This window comes from Bacillus sp. PAMC28571 (assembly GCF_014250435.1).
GTDB lineage: Bacteria > Bacillota > Bacilli > Bacillales > Bacillaceae > Bacillus > Bacillus safensis.
Map to the genome: position 1 here is coordinate 656,621 of NZ_CP060191.1, position 19,688 is coordinate 676,308.

Here is a 19,688-nt window from a genome sequence, read left to right on the forward strand (position 1 = left end):
GAAATGTAACAGGTAAAGGAGTTTAAGCATGAAAAAGTGGCTTGCACTTACTGTGATGACAGCAGGAATTGTCTTGCTCGGCTGGGGAATTTGGCAAATCGTCTCTACGCACCTTCAAACAGCACAATCATTAGAAGATGCAAAGAAAGCGGTAGCGGACGATCAAGGGATGTCAAAAAAGCAGTTTTCTCCTGATGTGGGGAAAGCCTCTGGCATCCTGACGATTCCGAAATTAAAAGCAGACCTTCCCATTGTCGAAGGGACAGATGCGGATGATCTTGCCAAAGGAGTCGGGCATTACAAAGGCAGTTATTACCCAGATCAGAAGGGACAAATCGTCCTATCTGGCCATCGTGACACGGTGTTTCGCCGAACAGGTGAACTGAATATTGGGGATCAGCTGAAAATCACTGTGCCGTATGGTGAGTTTGTTTATGAAATCACACATACGAAAATCGTGGATCAGCATGATACATCCATTATTACTTTGCAAAATAAAAAGGAAGAGCTGGTGTTAACAACATGCTATCCATTTCATTTCGTCGGCAATGCACCAGAGCGGTACATTATTTATGCAAAAAGAGCATCTGTCTAAAGAAAAAGAGCCTGCATTTGATCAGCAGGCTCTTTTTTTAATGGATGATCTCGTCCATAAACTGGGACATATCTAGAGGAAGCGGTGCTTCTATGCTCAGGTGCTCACCTGTAAAAGGATGTGTCATGTCTACTTGTTTGGCGTGGAGAGCGCACCTGTTGATATGATGGCGAGCTCCGCCATAAAGTGTATCTCCGGCTAAAGGGTGCCCAAGACTGCTAAGATGGACTCGAATTTGATGTGTTCTTCCGGTCTCAAGTTGCAGCTTGACGGCTGTCATTTGCAGACGTTTATTGCTGTCCATGACCTGAAAGTGAGTGACAGCACTTTGACCAGTAGGAGAGATTCTTCGTCTGACGGCATGATGCTTGTCACGGCCGATCGCTGCATCAATAGTGCCTTTCTTTTTCTTGAAAAGTCCTTCTGCGATGGCGATGTAGGTTCGGCTGATCGTTTTTTTAGAAAGCATTTGATCAAGCACAGCATGAGCTAATCTGTGTTTGGCAAAAATGACCGTGCCGCTTGTGTCTTGATCTAGTCTGTGAATATGTCTCACTCGCTTTTCCTCGCCATTTGCTTGAAAATGAAAGGCCACAAGGTTTGCCAGTGTGCCCGTTTGTCCCTTTTCATTCGGGTGCGTTGGTCGTCCAGCGGGCTTTTGCACAATCAATAAGTGCTCGTCCTCAAAGAGCACCTCTAATTCACCATATTCAGGCGTCACATCACTTTCTTCCGTTTCAAATAAATCGATCAGGATGTGATCGCCTGTACTGACTTTTGCCGCGTGATGGGCAGGCTTTTGATTTAAACGTATTTTTTGATGCTCCATCCAAAAATGGATAATCGGTTTTGAGGCCGACACGGCTGTTTTTAAAAACTGACTCAGTGAAGTGTCATGATCCTGCTCACCTGCTTTTAGCGAGAGCGTGTGTCCGTTAATGTTCATGATATTCGTTCCTCTCTTTGGGTATATATAGGAAACACTTACCTTGGCGAACGCCTTTTTTTCTGTGCTATTCTGAATGGAGAAATAACGACAGAGAGGTAGATGCCACGTGAGAATAATGAAAGCTGCTACAGACCTGCAAGAGCAGGCAATTGAAGAAATATCAAAGGATGTTGAAGATCTTCTATCCCATGCTGTCGGTGAAAACCCAGCTGCGCGTCAACAAGAACGCCCGCTGACCTTTGTTGAAGGGGTTTATAACGGAACGATGGACGATGCTTTTCGTATTTTATCGGGACTTCAGCTATTACATACCATTATTGTAAAACCTAAACGCCATATTACAAAGCGTGATCGTGAGCTATTCGAGCGAAACCGTGAGCAGGTCAATGCATGCGGCTTTTCTTTTCCATTTGATTTAGACGATTTTGCCAGCCGCCGTCTTCAAAATGCGTAAAAGTTGGTGTGAACTTCCTTGTTAACTTACAAGGCTGCCGCACATACTATTTTTAAGGGAACGGAGAAACCTTTAGATCTGTAATACCAAACCCGCTCTTTTTCAACATTGCCTATTTCTCCACGAATCGGAGCGCTTGGATCTCTTGCAGAATAAACCGAACACGGGTAGGAGCCTGACAAAATTGGTACAGGCTCCTTTTATACATAATTATTTTAGCAGACATTCATCTTTGAAAGTCAATTTTATTCACGATATGATAGCATTGAGTATCATATTAAAGACTTTTGTAAAAAAAAGGAGTGGCCTCGTTGGTAAAGGCGATTATATTTGATTTTGACGGATTAATTTTAGATACAGAAACACATGAATATGAAGTTTTACAAGAAATGTTTGCAGAGCATGAGTCGGAGCTGCCTCTTTCTGTATGGGGCAACGTCATCGGGACGCAGGCAGGCTTTAAGCCTTTTGAATACTTAGAAAAGCAGCTAGGAAAGACGCTCGATCATGAGGCACTTACAGCGGACCGGCGTTCTCGTTTTCAAAAGAGAATGAAGGATGAATCAGCACGGCCTGGCGTAGAAGCTTATTTACAGGCAGCGAAGGAGCTTGGGATCAAGATTGGACTTGCTTCCAGCTCAGACTATAAATGGGTGTCTGATCACCTGAAGCAAATTGGTCTTTTCGATTACTTTGAATGTATCCGCACGTCAGATGATGTGGAAGAAGTCAAACCAAATCCAGAGCTTTATTTGCAGACCGCAAGCTGCTTAGGTGTAGAGCCAAAGGATTGTGTGGCATTTGAGGATTCAGTGAATGGATCAATTGCTGCCAAACGCGCAGGCATGAAATGCGTCATCGTCCCAAACAAAGTGACGAGCACGCTGCAGTTTGAAGAATATGATGTCAGATTAGAATCCATGGCTGAAATCGAATTGCTCCAGCTATTCCATCAGCTTGAAAAAGAGGATCAGTAAGGGGGCAAAAACATCATGGCAGAAAAACTCGATTTAACGCGGTTTGAAAAAAGAATGGTGATCCGTAATATCCGGGAAGAAGATATTGACCGAATCATCGCCTTGCAGGAGGTATGCTTTCCGGGCATGGACCCTTGGAAACGAGAGCACCTTGAAAGTCATCTTGAGCATTTCCCAGAAGGTCAGTTTTGTGCTGAATTTGAGGGAGAAATCATTGGCTCTTGTTCAAGTTTATTAATTAACTTTGATGAATACGATGACCGTCATACTTGGCAGGACATCACAGATGATGGGTACATCACTAACCATAATCCAGATGGGATGAATATGTATGGAATTGAAGTGATGGTTAGTCCTGAATACCGCCGCATGAAAATTGGCCATCGTTTATATGAAGCAAGAAAAGACTTAGCGAGAAGATTAAATTTAAAAAGCATTATCATTGGCGGACGCATCCCGAATTATCATAAATACCAAGAGGAAATGACGCCTCGTCAATATGTGGAGCAGGTCATGCTTCACCAAATTTATGATCCTGTTTTATCTTTTCAGCTGTTAAATGAATTCAGCCTCATGCGGATCAATCCGAATTACTTGCCGGATGATAAGGCATCGAGCACATATGCGACGTTAATGGAATGGAACAACGTCGATTATCGTCCGCAATCGAAGAGATATTATAAATCGGCATTCCCAGTTCGTATTTGCGTCATTCAATATGCGATGAAACAAATTCATTCCTTCGAGGAATTCATGAATCAGGTGGAGTATTATGTTGATGTCGCATCAGATGCGTCAGCTGACTTTGCCGTATTCCCAGAAATTTTTACAACGCAGCTCATGTCTTACTTAGAGGAGCGCTCCCCAAGTCTTGCAGTACAAAGGATCACAGAATATACCGAGGACTACATTAATTTGTTCACAGACCTTTCTGTGAAGTACAACATTAACATCATTGGCGGATCCCATTTCGTTGAAGAGGAAGGGAAAATCTACAATATCGCTTATTTATTTAGACGTGATGGAACAATTGAAAAGCAATATAAGCTCCATATCACACCGAATGAAAGAAAATGGTGGGGGATTTCAGCAGGTGATCAGGTTCGGGTATTTGATACAGACTGTGGTAAAATTGCGATCCAAATTTGCTACGATATTGAATTTCCTGAGCTTGCTCGGATTGCAGCTGATAAAGGAGCGAAAATTATTTTTACTCCGTTCTGTACAGAAGACCGCCAAGGCTATTTAAGAGTGCGTTACTGTGCTCAGGCTAGAGCGGTTGAAAACCAGATTTATACCGTAATCTCAGGAACTGTCGGAAACCTTCCGCAAACCGAAAATATGGATGTCCAATATGCACAGTCAGCAATTTTTGCCCCATCTGACTTTGAATTTGCAAGAGATGGGATTGTAGGAGAATGTAATCCAAATATAGAAATGGTTGTCGTTGGCGATGTCGATTTAGAAATTTTAAGAAGACAGCGGCAAGATGGAACGGTACGTCAGCTCAAAGACCGAAGAAGAGACGTGTACCATATTGAATATAAGAAATAATGAAAAGAAGCGCCTATCACAAGGCGCTTTTTTTGATTAAGAGACATAGTAGTAGCACGAGCGCTGCTACCTGTTCAAGATTCATCATCATTTTTTGCTTAAATAAGATGGAGAGCTTATTTTTTCATGCGATAAAGGGATGCCGGAGCAAAATCTGAATATACTGAAAGGAGATCATGTGTTCAAAAAGGAGAGGAACATGGGACGACAAGCTAAACATTTGTATATCAATTTACCGGTAAAGAATGTCAAGGAATCAAAGGCTTTTTTTGAGCAGCTGGGTTTTGACTTTCAAGAGCAGCTGACGAATGATCAGGCAGCTTGTTTGGTCATTGGTGACACCATTACGGTTATGCTGTTAACCCATAAGCATTTTCAAACCATCTCAGAAAAACAATTGGTGGATGCAAGGCAGGGATCAGAGGTCATTGTCTCTATGCGGGTTGATTCACGAAAAGAGGTCGATGAGCTGGTGGAGCAGGCGATGGCAGCAGGCGGGTCACCGTTTAAGGAAAAGCAGGATCATGGGTTCATGTACGGTTGGAGCTTTCAGGATCTTGATGGTCATTTGTGGGAAGTGTTCTATTTGGATGAGGAGAGAAGCGGCCTTTCATAGGGTGCTTCTTTTTTATTGTTTAACAGTGGTATGATTATGAGGAAGAATAGGAATTCATCTAGAGAAAAGTAGGTGCAGCATGGAGTTTTTACTTGTCTTACTGCCAGTGTTCGGTATTTTCCTTATCGGGTATATTGGGCAGAAGGCCATTGGTTTTGACATACATACGCTCTCATCAATGTCTTTATATTTAATGTCACCATTTCTTGCGTTTGAAACCTTTTATCAAAACAAAGTGTCGATGGACTATGTGTACCTATCTATTTTTGTCGTCGGACTTTGTCTTTCACTTGTTTTATGTGTCTTTATTTTATCTCGTATTTATGGTTATTCGAAGGAAATGTATTGTGCCATGATTCTGTCGTCAGCATTTATGAACAATGGGAATTACGGCACGCCTGTTGTCCTGCTTGTCTTCGGAGCAGCAGGTTTAGATATTGCCATCGTCTTAATGGTGCTGCAGCAGCTTGTTATGAGTACGATCGGTATGTATTATGCAGCAAAGGGCGGAGAGGATGCAGGGGATGGGAAGGTCGTGCTGAAAAAAGTGCTGCGTATGCCGGTTGCATATGGGGCACTCCTCGGTCTATTATTTCAGCTGATGGATCTTACACTACCTAAAGAGGTGATGACGGGTGTCCAGCTTGTGGGAGATGCCGCCATACCGACGATTATGCTTATTTTAGGCATGCAGCTCGCCGTCATTTCTTTTAAGCAAGTGGATTATCGCAATATTTCTTATGCTGTATTGCTGAAGCTGTTTATTTCACCACTCATCGCATTTGGCTTTACACTCATTTTACCGGTAGATGATCTAGTGAAACAAATTATGATCTTAGTTGCAGCCATGCCGACAGCAGCAAATACCACGCTCATGGCTGTACAATTTCGAACGAAGCCTGAGTTTGTCTCAAGCACGACATTTCTCAGTACCGTTTTAAGCATCGTGACATTACCAGTTTTATTATGGATTTTATCTATGCACCCTCTGGGATAGGGGATAGGCGGCAAAACAAAGGGGGACATATCAATGAATGCAGATGTTCATTTTCAAGTGAGTGATGTGTTGAAAACAAAGTATTTTGCCCATGCAAAAGTGTTAGCAGGAGAAAAGGGATTGTTTCGGCAGGTCAAATGGGTCCATGTGTTAGAAGTGCCTGCTGTAGAAGATTTGTTAAATGGGGGAGAGCTCATCCTAACAACAGCCGCAGGCTTTCATGATCAATTGGATGTGTTTCAAGCATTTTTAAAACAGCTGATCGATTCTGGTGCGGCAGGCTTATGTATTGAATTTGTTCCGCTCAGATTCGATGTGCCGGAAGAATTGATTGCGTATGCAGAAGAAAGAGATTTTCCGCTGATTTTGTTTACAAAAGAAGTGAAATTCGTCAACATCACACAGCATCTCCATACGATGATGATTGAACGCCAGTATCAAATGATGGCTGATCTAGAAGCACTATCATCAAAGCTGAATGAGCTTTTGCTGACTCCCCATCCCCAGATGGATATTTTGGATCAAGTGTATCAGCACGTAAGGGGCATACTTTTACTCATTCCTGTTCAGGGGGAGCCGATTATTTTATGTGATTCCTCCAAACAAACCGAAGAGCTGGTCATGAATTATTTACAGTTTGCTTCCTTGCCAAAAGGATACGAAGTGACCAAAAAAGAAGTACTTGCACTCAAGCAGACATTTGCAGACCTTGTGCTCATTCATCAAACAAACACACTCTCAGAATTCGAACTGCTCGTAATGGATAAAGGAGCAAATGCTCTGGCCCAGCAAACGCTAAGAGAGCTTTATACAGAAGAATTGAAGAAGACAAAAGAGAACGAATGGCTGCAAAAATGGTTCCAAGAAGAGCATACAGAAAGAGATATTTTAGAGCATCTTGAAGAAACAGAAGGATTGAAAAAGCCAACCGGCTGTGTGGTGATGCTCTTTCAAAAGCATCATCAAATCGAAGAAATCGCAGGAAATCTATATTTTCTCGTATCGTGCCGCTCTATCTTTCAGCGAGCGGGTTTCCATTTGATTCCTTATGAGCATCAAGGACAAACCTTGTTTATTTTATTGAACACGAGAAAGAAGGAGGATTGGAAAGAGCGTGCAGAGAGGGCTGCGAGTGATATCAAACAATTGTATGAGCGCGAGCAGCCCCGCGGAACTGTGATCAATTTTGGCATCGGTCCATATTGTGAACAGTTTCAGCATATGAGAAAAAGCTTTCAAGCAGCCAAAGAAGTGCTGCATTTAAAGAAAGTGATGCCCCAGCGTGTGGAAAGCCCATTTTATCAAGATTTGCATATGCTCCGTCTCATGCCTGTCATGAAGGAAAGCGGACTGCTTGAATGTATGGTGAAAGAGTATTTGGAGCCTGTCATTTTATATGATAAGCAAAATAGCGGAAGACTTTATCAAACGCTGAATATCTTTTTACAGACAAACGGTTCTAAAAAGGAAACTGCAAGCCAGCTCTATATTGTCAGGCAGACGCTTTATCATAGACTAGATAAACTGCAAGCATTGCTTGGCGAGGATATGATGCAGGCACCGAAACGACAGGCGCTTGAATTTGCGATTCTTGCATATGAATTCCTGCAAGGAAATGACCGTTAACGAAGTATGTTAGATTTGCTAAGCATCCGAGTAGAGTGTCTTACGATTCTTTTCAATCAGTTGACGATCTGTCTAATGTAATGGGCCCGGCCCCTTTTTTATAATGAAAGTAATGGTTGGTACTCTCTTACGGGCGGCCTAGTTTCAGTTTCATATGCCTCCCTTTTCAGCCATATAATGAATAGAGGGGCAATGTGCTGCTGAACCGGTTTAAGCTTCTTTAATGATGAAAACGGATACATGGGGGTCGGGAAGATGAAAATACATGAACAGGCTCAAAACCTTCAGGCGAAAGATGATCAGTTGATCTGGCATCATATGAAAGGGACAAACAAGGAAAATGAAAGCATGGTCATTCACAAGGCAGAAGGCGCATGGGTGACTGATATTCATGGGAATCGCTATTTAGATGGGATGTCAGGTCTTTGGTGTGTAAATGCCGGTTATGGCAGAAAAGAGCTTGCAGAAGCGGCATATGAGCAGCTAAAGACAATGCCTTACTATCCGCTGACGCAAAGCCATGTGCCAGCGATTCAGCTGGCTGAAAAGCTAAATGAATGGCTTGGCGGGGACTATGTCATCTTCTTTTCTAACAGCGGTTCTGAAGCCAATGAAGCTGCATTTAAGATCGCCAAACAATATCATGCGCAAAAAGGAGAGAGCACAAGAACAAAGTTCATCTCCAGGTATCGTTCGTATCACGGTAATACCGCAGCAGCTCTTGCTGCAACGGGGCAGGCGCAGCGTAAATATAAATATGAACCATTAGGTCAAGGCTTTATCCATGTCGCACCGCCTGATATGTATCGTCATCCTGAGGATCAAGAGACTTTGGCAAGTGCAGCGGCAATCGATCAAGCCATGACGTGGGAACTAAGTGAGACCATTGCTGGGGTCATTATGGAACCGATTATTACAGGTGGCGGTATCTTAATGCCGCCAAAAGGGTATTTGAAGAAGGTCAAAGACATCTGTGAGGCTCATGGAGCGCTTCTCATTGTGGATGAAGTCATCTGCGGCTTTGGCCGGACAGGGAAGCGGTTTGGTTTTATGCATGAAGATGTAAAGCCGGACATCATCACAATGGCAAAAGGGATCACAAGCGGCTATTTACCTCTTTCTGCAACGTGCGTGAAACGAGAAATTTATGAAGCGTACGCAGGGGAAGATACGTATGACAGGCTACGCCATGTAAATACATTTGGCGGTCATCCTGCTTCCTGTGCGGTTGCCCTTGCCAACCTAGAGATCATGGAAAACGAGAAATTAGTAGAACGGTCTGACACGCTGGGGCAAGACATGCTTGAACGTTTGCAAGAGTTAAAAGAGCATCCATTTGTCGGCGATGTCAGAGGGAAGGGCCTGCTGTTTGGTATTGAACTTGTTCAGGATCAACAGTCTAAAAAACCGGCTGATCCACAGGTTGTCGGTCAATTGATTGCAGAATGTAAAAAACGCGGACTGATCATCGGGAAAAATGGTGATACGGTTGCCGGCTATAATAACGTTGCCCAGCTTGCACCGCCGCTAAATATAACAAATGAAGACGCCTCATTTATTATCAACACGTTAAAAGAAAGTATGGCACAGTTATAGCAGAGAGATTTCTCTGCTCAGCGTGTAGACAAACCCTCGCATTCGGTGTCAGGTCTGCGCTCCGGTGCTCACGAATGTCAAATTCGCTCCGCTCCGGTGCTCGTCCTTCCTAGACTGCAAAGGTTTTCTATCACGCTGAAAAGAAGACAAAGGGCTAAAATCAACATCATTTTAGCCCTTTGTCAACAATCTGAGCAGAGAGATTTCTCTGCTTTTTTCTATGGAAAAAGCACATACGCTGCTAAGTAAAATCGGCATTGGATACACTAGGTGTATTGAAAAATAGAAGAGATTCTATTACTGTTAGGAGAAGACTGAACCAATACACTTTAGAAGGAGACGGCATATGAGTTTTCATGATCAACCCATTCTACCTGCTGTTCGCAATATGAAGCAATTTGAGGAATTTTTAAAAAGTCCATTTACATATGGGGTCTTACTTGATGTGCATTTAGGCCGGCTAAAGGGCATTATGAATGAGGCAAATGCCCATCATAAAAAAATGTTTGTCCATGTCGATCTCATTCATGGGATCAAACATGATGAGTATGGAACGGAATTTATTTGTCAGGAAATGAAGCCGGCAGGAATTATTTCTACTAGGTCTTCTGTCATAGTAAAAGCCAAGCAAAAAAAGGTATATGCCATTCAGCGAATGTTTTTACTTGATACAAGTGCGATGGAAAAAAGCATGGAGTTCGTAGGAAAACACCGCCCAGATTTTATTGAAGTATTGCCAGGGGTCGTACCGGATTTAATTACAGAAGTGCGCGAGCGAGCTGGGATTCCAATATTTGCAGGCGGGTTTATCCGTACAAAAGAAGATGTAGAAAGAGCGCTTGAAGCGGGAGCTACAGCTGTGACAACATCGAATACAGCCCTTTGGAAAGCGTTCCAAAAGTGAAAAAGATAAAAAGTGAAAATTGATTGACAACGTTTTCATCCTCTGATACTATAGCACTAAGTTAATATCATGTGATGGAGAAATGGAGATCCACAACAGCGCTTTACTAGGTGACAAATGACCCTGATGTAAAGTATGTTTGTTGTGGATCTTTTTTCTTTATCTTTTTTTACACATTCATAGGGGATGGCAACTGAACCAGAGGAGGAATTTTCATGACACCATTTTGGGGTGAAGTCGTAGGTACAATGCTTCTCATTATTTTTGGAGGCGGTGTATGTGCGGCAGTCAATTTAAAGAAATCGCTCGCATATCAGTCCGGCTGGATTGTAATCGCTTTCGGATGGGGATTTGCAGTAGCCATAGCAGCTTATGCAACAGGTGGAATCAGCGGAGCACATTTGAATCCAGCACTAACAATTGGGCTTGCGCTAGAAGGAAGTTTTCCTTGGGCTGATGTACCAATGTATATTGCCGGCCAAATGCTTGGCGCATTAATAGGAGCTATTATTGTCTTTTTACATTACTTACCGCACTGGAAAGCAACAGACGATCCAGGTGCAAAGCTGGGTGTATTCTCAACTGGTCCTGCGATTCCGCATACTTTTGCAAACGTACTTAGTGAAGTCATCGGTACATTTGTATTGGTTCTAGGAATCTTAGCGATTGGTGCAAATAAATTCGCAGACGGAATCAATCCGCTGATTGTTGGATTCTTAATTGTTGCAATTGGTCTTTCTTTAGGTGGAACCACTGGTTATGCAATTAATCCTGCACGTGATTTAGGTCCGAGAATTGCACATGCGATTCTGCCGATTCCAGGTAAAGGTCCATCGAATTGGAAGTATGCTTGGGTGCCAGTCGTTGGTCCAATTTTAGGCGGCGCATTTGGCGGTGTTTTCTACAATGCAGCTTTTAAAGCGAACATCACACCAGCCTTTTGGATTGTAAGCGTTATTTTAATTGTGGTATTGTTAGGACTCTATGTCTCTACGAAAAATCAAACAAATGCTGTAAATGAAAGTATGTAAGGGGAGGAAAACACCATGGCAAAAGAAAAATATATTCTCGCTTTAGATCAAGGGACAACAAGTTCAAGAGCGATCTTATTTGATCAAGAAGGCAAAATTGCACATACAGCTCAGAAGGAATTTAATCAATATTTTCCGAACCCAGGCTGGGTAGAACATAATGCAAATGAAATTTGGAGCTCTGTTCTATCCGTCATTTCAACTGCTTTAATTGAATCAGGCATTGAAGCAGATCAAATCGCCGGTATCGGAATTACGAACCAGCGTGAGACAGCTGTTGTTTGGGATAAACATACAGGCGCACCCGTTTATAATGCAATTGTTTGGCAGTCTAGACAAACGTCTGGCATTTGTGAAGAGTTAAAAGCGGAAGGACACAATGAAACGTTTAGAAATAAAACAGGTCTTCTCATTGATGCTTATTTCTCAGGGACAAAAGTAAAATGGATTTTAGACAATGTAGAAGGTGCTCGTGAGAAAGCAGAAAATGGCGACTTGCTGTTTGGCACAATTGATACATGGCTCATTTGGAAGATGACAGGCGGTCAATCACACGTCACAGATTACTCCAACGCGTCAAGAACGTTAATGTTCAACATTTACGATCTGAAATGGGATGAAGAACTACTTGAGATCCTTGGCGTACCTGCTTCTATGCTTCCAGAGGTGAAACCATCTTCACACATCTATGGTGAAACAACAGACTATCACTTCTTCGGCAGAAATATCCCGATTGCAGGAGCGGCGGGAGACCAGCAGTCTGCACTATTCGGTCAGGCTTGCTTTGAAGAAGGAATGGCGAAGAACACGTATGGCACAGGATGTTTCATGTTGATGAATACAGGGGAAAAAGCAATTAAGTCGGATCATGGTTTATTAACAACAATTGCATGGGGCATTGACGGTAAAGTTGAATATGCTTTAGAAGGAAGTATTTTCGTAGCTGGTTCAGCGATCCAGTGGCTGCGCGATGGACTGAGAATGTTTAAAGACTCAAAAGACAGCGAAGCCTATGCGGAGCGCGTTGAGTCAACAGATGGCGTATATGTCGTTCCAGCATTCGTTGGTCTAGGCACACCATACTGGGACAGTGATGTCAGAGGCGCTGTATTCGGATTAACACGCGGTACTTCTAAAGAGCACTTTGTCCGTGCAACGTTAGAATCACTTGCATATCAAACGAAAGATGTTTTAGATGCGATGGAAAAGGATTCAAACATCTCATTAAAAACTTTGCGTGTGGATGGCGGAGCTGTAAAGAATGATTTCTTAATGGGCTTCCAAAGTGATTTGCTGGATGTACCAGTAGAGCGTCCAGAAATTAATGAAACGACGGCACTCGGTGCGGCCTATCTTGCGGGAATAGCAGTTGGCTTCTGGAACGACCGTTCAGACATTGCAAAACAATGGAACCTTGACAAGCGCTTTGACCCTAAAATGGAAGAGGACAGCCGTGACTCGTTATACAGCGGGTGGAAAAAGGCTGTAAAAGCAGCTCAAGCTTTCAAATAAACCAAAAGTATGGTATACTTCAAGTAAGTTAATAGAACGGTTGGAGAACTGGAGAGACCGCAGGCACCGAAGTGTAGAAATACGCTTTGGGTGTTTGCGGTCTCTTTTTCTTTACCGTACAACATGGGAGGAACAAGAGATGACTTTTTCTAGCTTAGAAAGAGAACAAATGCTGCAGGAAATGACAAAAAAACCATATGATGTGTTTATCATTGGTGGGGGTATAACAGGCGCTGGTACAGCACTTGACGCGGCTTCACGCGGAATGCGTGTCGGTCTTGCAGAAATGCAGGATTTCGCAGCAGGTACGTCCAGCCGCTCAACGAAACTAGTGCACGGCGGACTTCGTTATTTAAAACAATTTGAAGTGAAAATGGTCGCAGAGGTCGGTAAAGAGCGTGCCATTGTATACGAAAATGGTCCTCATGTGACAACGCCAGAATGGATGCTTCTTCCGATGCATAAAGGCGGGACATTTGGTAAGTTTTCAACCTCTATTGGACTTAGAGTGTATGACTTTTTAGCTGGCGTAAAGCATAGCGAACGCAGAAGCATGCTAAGTGCGAAAGAAACACTTGAAAAAGAACCGCTTGTCAAAAAGGACGGCTTAAAAGGCGGCGGCTACTATGTTGAATACCGTACAGATGATGCACGCCTCACAATTGAAGTCATGAAAGAGGCTGTGAAATTCGGAGCGGAAGCGGTCAACTATGCGAAAGTAAAAGAATTTATTTATGATAAAGGCAAAGTGGTTGGTGTTGTCATTGAAGATGTCATGACGCAGAAAACATATGATGTGTATGCGAAGAAGATCGTCAACGCGACAGGTCCATGGGTAGATCAGCTGAGAGACAAGGACCACTCAAAAGAAGGAAAACACTTACAGCATACAAAAGGAATTCACTTAGTATTTGACCAATCGGTCTTCCCATTAAAACAAGCGATTTACTTTGACACGCCTGATAAACGTATGGTCTTTGCCATTCCAAGAGAAGGCAAAACGTACGTTGGAACAACAGATACAGTGTACAAAAAACAGCTGGAACACCCGCGTATGACAAAAGCCGATCGTGACTATGTCATCCAAGCGATTCAGTACATGTTCCCTGACCTCAATATTACAGAAAAAGATGTAGAATCGAACTGGGCCGGTCTTCGTCCGCTCATTCATGAAGAGGGCAAAGACCCTTCAGAAATTTCTCGTAAGGATGAAGTGTGGACATCATCTTCAGGCTTAATCACCATTGCTGGTGGTAAATTAACAGGCTACCGTAAAATGGCTGAGCATATTGTCGATCTAGTACGTGATGGATTGAAACAGGAAACGGGCAAAGATTACGGACCATGTAAAACAAAACATATGCCAATCTCAGGCGGCCATGTAGGCGGATCTAAAAACATGGCAGCCTTTGTTCAAGCGAAAACAGCAGAAGGCGCATCTGTTGGTTTAACAGAACCGATTGCACAAAAACTAGCTGAAAAATATGGTTCAAACGTCAGCAGTGTCTACAAACGAGTAGAGCAGCTTCAAGGGGAAGCAGACAAACGAAACATTCCAGCATATGTGCTGGCAGAGCTTGTCTATGCGATCGAAGAAGAACTAGCTGTAACACCTGTTGATTTCTTTTTAAGAAGAACAGGAAGCCTATTATTTAATATCAACTGGGCAAAAAAATACGCACAGCCTGTTGTTGACTACATGGCAGAGCGTTTTGGCTGGGATGAAGCAGCAAAACAGAAACATCAAACAGAATTAGATCAACTATTCCATGAAGCAGTCGTACCGCTTGATGCTGAATAAAAAGAAGACAAAGGGTTAAAGCAAGATCATTTTAGCCCTTTGTCAACAATCTGAAAGCCGATCATGTATCGGCTTTTTTTATTTGTGCAACATTTTTTCTAACTGCTAATGATATAGCATGACATAAAGGATGATTCCATATAAAATAACAGTAGATGTTATTTTATTGATGATAAGAGCTGGGGAGGACGACCATGAGTTGGAAGACGAATTATGAGCGATGGATCAATGAGAAGCACCTGGATACTGAACTAAAGGAATGGCTGGAGACGCATCAAGATGACCACCAGGCACTTGAAGACTGTTTTTACAAAAACCTTGAGTTCGGCACTGGAGGAATGCGCGGTGAGATTGGTGCAGGCACGAACCGAATGAATGTGTACACTGTTCGTAAAGCATCAGCAGGTCTTGCTGCGTATATTGCGAAACATGGAGAGGATGCAAAAAATAGAGGCGTCGCCATTGCATATGATTCACGCCATAAATCGCCTGAATTTGCGATGGAAGCAGCCAAAACACTTGCTTCACAAGGCATTCAAACGTACGTATTTGATGAATTGCGTCCGACACCAGAGCTCTCCTTTGCGGTTCGTGAGCTGCATGCATTTGCTGGAATCGTCGTGACAGCAAGTCATAATCCACCAGAATATAATGGCTATAAAGTGTATGGTGAAGATGGCGGGCAGCTGCCTCCATTTGAAGCAGATCAAGTCATTCAAGAAGTAGATGCAATTGAAAATGAACTGTCGATTTCAGTTGATTCTGAAGAAACGTTGAAACAGCAAGGGCTGATCAAAATAATCGGAGAAGAAATCGACCATGCTTATATTGAAAAATTAAAAACCATTAGTGTGCACCCTGAGCTGGCACATGAGGTCGATGTCAAAGTCGTGTTTACTCCGCTTCATGGGACAGCCAATCACCTTGTCAGAAACGGGCTGCAGGCTCTTGGATATCAGCATGTCACTGTTGTGCCTGAGCAGGAAAAACCAGATCCACAATTCTCAACAGTGACCTCGCCGAATCCAGAGGAGCATGCAGCATTTGAGTACGCCATCAAGCTTGGTGAAAAACAAAATGCCGATATCCTCATTGCCACAGACCCAGATGCTGACAGGTTAGGCATTGCGGTCAGAGATCATGAAGGAGAATTTACCGTCTTAACAGGCAACCAAACAGGCGCTCTGCTGCTTCATTATTTATTGTCTGAAAAACAAAAGATGGGTCAGCTGCCGCCTCGTCCCGTTGTAATGAAAACCATTGTTACAAGTGAGCTTGGGCGCGCTGTAGCATCAGCTTTTGGTGCCGACACGATAGACACACTCACTGGCTTTAAATTTATTGGAGAAAAAATTAAGCAATTTGAAGAGAGCGGAGAATACACGTTTCAATTCGGTTATGAAGAGAGCTATGGATATTTGATCGGTGACTTTGCCCGAGATAAAGATGCGGTGCAAGCGGCACTATTAGCCGTTGAAGTCGCTGCCTTCTATAAAAAGCAGGGCAAGTCCTTGTACGACGCGCTTGTCGATATTTTCAAGCAGTTTGGATTTTACCGGGAAGGATTAAAGTCGTTAACCTTAAAAGGAAAAGAAGGAGCAGAGCAGATTTCAGCGATCCTTCATACCTTTAGAACAAATCCACCAGCTGCCATCGCAGGGCAGCGCATCACAGTGATTGAGGATTATCAATCAAGTCAAAGACAACTTGTGGCTGAAAAGAAAGAGGAAACCATTCACCTGCCAGCATCAAATGTGCTGAAATATTTCCTTGAGGATGGTTCGTGGTTCTGCTTAAGACCTTCTGGCACTGAGCCTAAAGTGAAATTTTATATTGCAGTCAAAGGCACGTCTTTAACAGATAGTGAAGAAAAGCTAAAGCATTTGTCAGAAGAAGTGATGAAAGTCGTTTATGATATTGTGGAAGAAACAGCGAAATAACGAAAGACAAGGCCGTCGTGTATGAATACATGATGGCTTTTTCTCAGCCAAAAGGATGAGAAGAAATCATTCTTTTGGAGAAAGAGCGACGAGGGGGCTCATGGTATAATGAGCGTAATAATAAATGAAGGCTGCAAATGCCGGGGGTAAACAGTATGGGAGAATACCAAGAGAAGGTTGAAACATTAAAAATGTTAAAAGAAATTGCTGAAAAGCTTAATGAAGGCATGGAAATGAAAGAAACGCTCCATGAAGTGCTCCATATGCTGATGGATGTCACAGGCTTTCATTCAGCATGGATTTATTTTATAGAAAAAGACGGGTCATATGAACTGATGGCAGAGGTTTCCTTACCTGAAGCACTTGCAAAGCATCAAAAGCAGCTCATGTGTCAAAATGATTGTTATTGCATCAACCGATATACAAAAGGTTCACTGCAATCAGCCACCAATATTATTAATTGCAAACGGATTGAAACGGCAATAGAAGAAAAGCTTGGGGATACAGAAGGAATTACTCATCATGCGACCGTACCGCTAAAAGCGTGTAAGCGTACGTTCGGCTTATTAAATGTGGCGGCAAAAGGAAAAGTCACGTTTACGCAAGAAGAGCTGAATTTGCTTGAAAGCATTGCACTTCAAATTGGCACCGCCATTCAGCGGATGAAGCTTGTGCAAAATGAACAGCAGCACGCACTTCTGGAAGAAAGAAACCGGCTCGCACAGGACTTGCATGATTCTGTCAACCAAATGCTGTTCTCTGTGAGTCTGACGGCTAAGGCTGCACGGCAAATGACAAGTGATCAGAATTTAGGGGAAATGATTGATTTTATTCAGCATTTGTCACAAGACGCTCTGATTGAAATGCGGTCACTCATTTGGCAGCTGAGACCAAGAGGCCTTGAAAAGGGGTTTACGACAGCAATTGAAGAGTATGCACAGCTTTTAGGATTACGCTGCACTTTATCTTTATCAGGCTGTATAGAAATGGATCATTCTCACAATGAAACTTTGTTTCGGGTATGTCAAGAAGCGCTGAATAACTGTCAAAAACATGCGGAAGTAGAAGAAGTCGAGGTCAAGCTTGAGCAATCAAAAGACACGTTGGAGATGAAAATCATTGACCACGGAAAAGGTTTTCAATATGACGAGCAGATGAGCCTTCCTTCACTTGGGCTGAAAGGGATGTCTGACCGCATCCAAAGAGCAGGTGGTACATTTTGTATCTATTCAGAATTAGGTAAAGGAACCACGATTCATGTAAAAGTGCCATTTTCACAAGAAAGGAAGGGATCGTCATGAGAGTTGTCATTGCAGATGATCATCATATTGTGAGAAAAGGGCTTGTGTTTTTCTTGCAGACACAGTCTGATGTGGACATCGTTGGTGAGGCGTCCAATGGGCAAGAGGCATTAGAGGTTGTCAGAGAAACCCGGCCTGACATTGTCTTAATGGATTTGTCTATGCCTGTCATGAATGGCATTGAGGCAACGAAACAAATGACGCTGGAAATGCCGGACTCCCGCATTGTGATCCTGACAAGCTATGCGGATAAAGATTATGTCATTCCCGCCATTCAGGCAGGGGCGAAGGCCTATCAATTAAAGGATGTAGCACCAGAAAAGCTGCTTTCGACCATGATTGAAGTGCAAAATGGCACCTATCAGTTAGATGGTCATATCACGACCTTTCTTGTGCAGCATCTGACAGAGCCAAAAGAGCAGAAATGGGCATTGATGAAAGAGCTCACCAATAGAGAGCGAGATGTCTTATTTGAGATTGCAAAAGGCAAAAGCAACAAAGAAATTGCCTCATCGCTGTTTATTTCTGAAAAGACTGTCAAAACGCACGTATCCCATGTATTATCAAAATTAGAGCTGGCAGATCGAACCCAAGCGGCTCTGTATGCAGTGGATTATCAAAAAAATCAGCCAAAAGAGCTGCTATGACAGACTAAAACTTTTAAGCGCACATTCAATTCAGTGAATTGAATAAAAAAGAGCACAGATGTTGGTTATTTGACGTGCCCTTTTGCGTAAAAAGAGAAGCATGAACAGCCTAATTTCTAATAGAAAAACAAAAAAAAAGACTTGATGAGAGTATGCTCATCAAGTCTTTTTTTATTTTAAAGGAGGTGATGAGCTGGTCAATCAAAGGTGAATGTAAAATCGGAGGGGATCAAGTGGAGGCATATGAATTAGTAAGTGATGACAAATTAGAGCTTTAATAAGCTTGGGATCCATACATTATCTCTAACGCTTCCGTCTATTTCATGTCAGCCACTTTATGTTTCCCAGCACTGCGCACTGCTAATTGTATGGAAAAGGGAAGGGCTAAAAAATTCATTTTAGCCCTTTTTCTTTATGTGTACATCGGTTGTGAATAAACTTCAGCAGCAGCAGCCTCTGAAGCATGGTCAATGTACTGCAGGAGCCCATATAAACATTTTTCAACATCTGCATCGTTCCGGTTAAATTGATACGCATGTAAGAAATGCTCAATACGTTTCGAGAGCAAATCATCTTGCGTACGTACCATAAGAATAAGTAAATTATCCCATTGCGAGCGATGCGTATAATAAAGTGCTTTATCATAATCCGCCACATTCATTAAACCTTCTCCTTTCCCTTGAGAAGTCCTCATTAGTTTGCTCGGATCATATCGACTTTTTCAGGGGAAAAGTTGGTGTCCGCATCAATCGTGTACCGGGAATTATAGGCTGAATAATTGCTTCATGTATGAAAAAGGACCGGCCAGCTAAACCTAAACAAAACATTTATGAAAGTGAGTTCAATGATATCATGCAGCCGAAATTGTGGATGCTTATTGCAGCAGGAATCGTTTTGCTTGGCAGTTTGATGATTCATCCTGCATCAAAAGCAGCGGTGCAGCCGTTTGAAAATTGGGAAAGACTTGCGTATACAGCGTTTAAAGATGAATATAAAGGTGCCGCTTTAAATGATTATCATTACATTGGCCGGACAGAAGTGAATGATGAGCAGACAAAAGATGTGTTTCGCGTCACTGTAAAGGAAGGATCAACTCGCTTTGCCGCACATGCAGAAATTTATTTTCATCCGGTGACCGGTCATTTGATTAGTATTAACGTGTTTCGATTATAAAAAAGCCCCTTTTTT

At 42.7% G+C, this 19,688-nt stretch carries 18 protein-coding genes; 16 read left to right on the forward strand and 2 right to left on the reverse strand.

Going from position 1 to position 19,688, the window contains the following annotated elements:
- The first annotated feature begins 28 nt into the window (after nt 1–28).
- Nucleotides 29–595, forward strand: a complete 567-nt coding sequence (locus tag H7F25_RS02975) for a class D sortase (protein ID WP_185854203.1) — start codon at nt 29–31, stop codon at nt 593–595.
- A gap of 37 nt (nt 596–632) precedes the next feature.
- Here the strand turns inward: H7F25_RS02975 and H7F25_RS02980 are convergent, their stop codons facing one another.
- Complete coding sequence (locus H7F25_RS02980; RefSeq protein ID WP_185854204.1) at nt 633–1,541, reverse strand: RluA family pseudouridine synthase; 909 nt, start codon at nt 1,539–1,541, stop codon at nt 633–635.
- A 109-nt stretch (nt 1,542–1,650) separates the two neighbouring features.
- On the opposite strand from H7F25_RS02980, the gene H7F25_RS02985 reads away from it, so the two are divergent.
- The 14 genes from H7F25_RS02985 (at nt 1,651) to H7F25_RS03050 (ending at nt 18,500) form a co-directional block, all read left to right on the forward strand.
- Nucleotides 1,651–1,998 carry a DUF5365 family protein gene (locus tag H7F25_RS02985; protein ID WP_024425310.1) on the forward strand — a complete coding sequence of 116 codons (348 nt, stop codon included), beginning with the start codon at nt 1,651–1,653 and terminating at the stop codon, nt 1,996–1,998.
- Nucleotides 1,999–2,309: 311 nt separating this feature from the next.
- Nucleotides 2,310–2,975 carry an HAD family hydrolase gene (locus H7F25_RS02990; protein ID WP_024425309.1) on the forward strand — a complete coding sequence of 222 codons (666 nt, stop codon included), beginning with the start codon at nt 2,310–2,312 and terminating at the stop codon, nt 2,973–2,975.
- Between the two features lie 15 nt (nt 2,976–2,990).
- On the forward strand, nt 2,991–4,529 hold the full coding sequence (locus H7F25_RS02995; protein ID WP_012009394.1) for a bifunctional GNAT family N-acetyltransferase/carbon-nitrogen hydrolase family protein: 1,539 nt from the start codon (nt 2,991–2,993) through the stop codon (nt 4,527–4,529).
- A 199-nt stretch (nt 4,530–4,728) separates the two neighbouring features.
- Nucleotides 4,729–5,145, forward strand: coding sequence for a VOC family protein (locus tag H7F25_RS03000; RefSeq protein WP_122632197.1), 417 nt, complete (start codon nt 4,729–4,731; stop codon nt 5,143–5,145).
- Between the two features lie 79 nt (nt 5,146–5,224).
- Nucleotides 5,225–6,142 (forward strand): AEC family transporter, encoded by a 918-nt coding sequence (locus H7F25_RS03005; RefSeq protein ID WP_024425307.1) that lies wholly within the window; start codon nt 5,225–5,227, stop codon nt 6,140–6,142.
- A gap of 33 nt (nt 6,143–6,175) precedes the next feature.
- On the forward strand, nt 6,176–7,768 hold the full coding sequence (locus tag H7F25_RS03010; protein WP_125587337.1) for a PucR family transcriptional regulator: 1,593 nt from the start codon (nt 6,176–6,178) through the stop codon (nt 7,766–7,768).
- Between the two features lie 255 nt (nt 7,769–8,023).
- On the forward strand, nt 8,024–9,364 hold the full coding sequence (locus tag H7F25_RS03015) for an aspartate aminotransferase family protein (protein WP_185854205.1): 1,341 nt from the start codon (nt 8,024–8,026) through the stop codon (nt 9,362–9,364).
- Nucleotides 9,365–9,710: 346 nt separating this feature from the next.
- Nucleotides 9,711–10,268, forward strand: a complete 558-nt coding sequence (locus H7F25_RS03020; protein WP_024425304.1) for a glycerol-3-phosphate responsive antiterminator — start codon at nt 9,711–9,713, stop codon at nt 10,266–10,268.
- Nucleotides 10,269–10,483: 215 nt separating this feature from the next.
- Nucleotides 10,484–11,299, forward strand: a complete 816-nt coding sequence (locus H7F25_RS03025; protein ID WP_044333639.1) for an MIP/aquaporin family protein — start codon at nt 10,484–10,486, stop codon at nt 11,297–11,299.
- 15 nt (nt 11,300–11,314) lie between these two features.
- Complete coding sequence (glpK, locus tag H7F25_RS03030) at nt 11,315–12,811, forward strand: glycerol kinase GlpK (RefSeq protein WP_073204478.1); 1,497 nt, start codon at nt 11,315–11,317, stop codon at nt 12,809–12,811.
- A gap of 139 nt (nt 12,812–12,950) precedes the next feature.
- On the forward strand, nt 12,951–14,612 hold the full coding sequence (gene glpD / locus H7F25_RS03035; protein ID WP_024426602.1) for a glycerol-3-phosphate dehydrogenase: 1,662 nt from the start codon (nt 12,951–12,953) through the stop codon (nt 14,610–14,612).
- 194 nt (nt 14,613–14,806) lie between these two features.
- A complete protein-coding gene (locus H7F25_RS03040) occupies nt 14,807–16,552 on the forward strand; it encodes a phospho-sugar mutase (RefSeq protein ID WP_073204481.1) in 1,746 nt (581 codons plus the stop codon).
- 155 nt (nt 16,553–16,707) lie between these two features.
- Entirely contained in the window at nt 16,708–17,853 is a 1,146-nt protein-coding gene (locus H7F25_RS03045; RefSeq protein ID WP_171464104.1) for a GAF domain-containing sensor histidine kinase, read from the forward strand.
- Nucleotides 17,850–18,500 (forward strand): response regulator, encoded by a 651-nt coding sequence (locus H7F25_RS03050; RefSeq protein ID WP_024425298.1) that lies wholly within the window; start codon nt 17,850–17,852, stop codon nt 18,498–18,500. Before H7F25_RS03045 ends, H7F25_RS03050 begins: the two co-directional genes overlap by 4 nt.
- A 412-nt stretch (nt 18,501–18,912) precedes the next feature.
- On the opposite strand, the gene H7F25_RS03055 is transcribed toward H7F25_RS03050, so the two are convergent.
- Nucleotides 18,913–19,161, reverse strand: a complete 249-nt coding sequence (locus H7F25_RS03055) for a YhdB family protein (protein WP_024425297.1) — start codon at nt 19,159–19,161, stop codon at nt 18,913–18,915.
- A gap of 191 nt (nt 19,162–19,352) precedes the next feature.
- Between H7F25_RS03055 and H7F25_RS03060 the strand changes: the two genes are divergently transcribed.
- Nucleotides 19,353–19,673: a YqzG/YhdC family protein gene (locus tag H7F25_RS03060; RefSeq protein WP_135032439.1), complete on the forward strand. Its 321-nt coding sequence runs from the start codon at nt 19,353–19,355 to the stop codon at nt 19,671–19,673.
- The last annotated feature ends 15 nt before the right edge of the window (nt 19,674–19,688 follow it).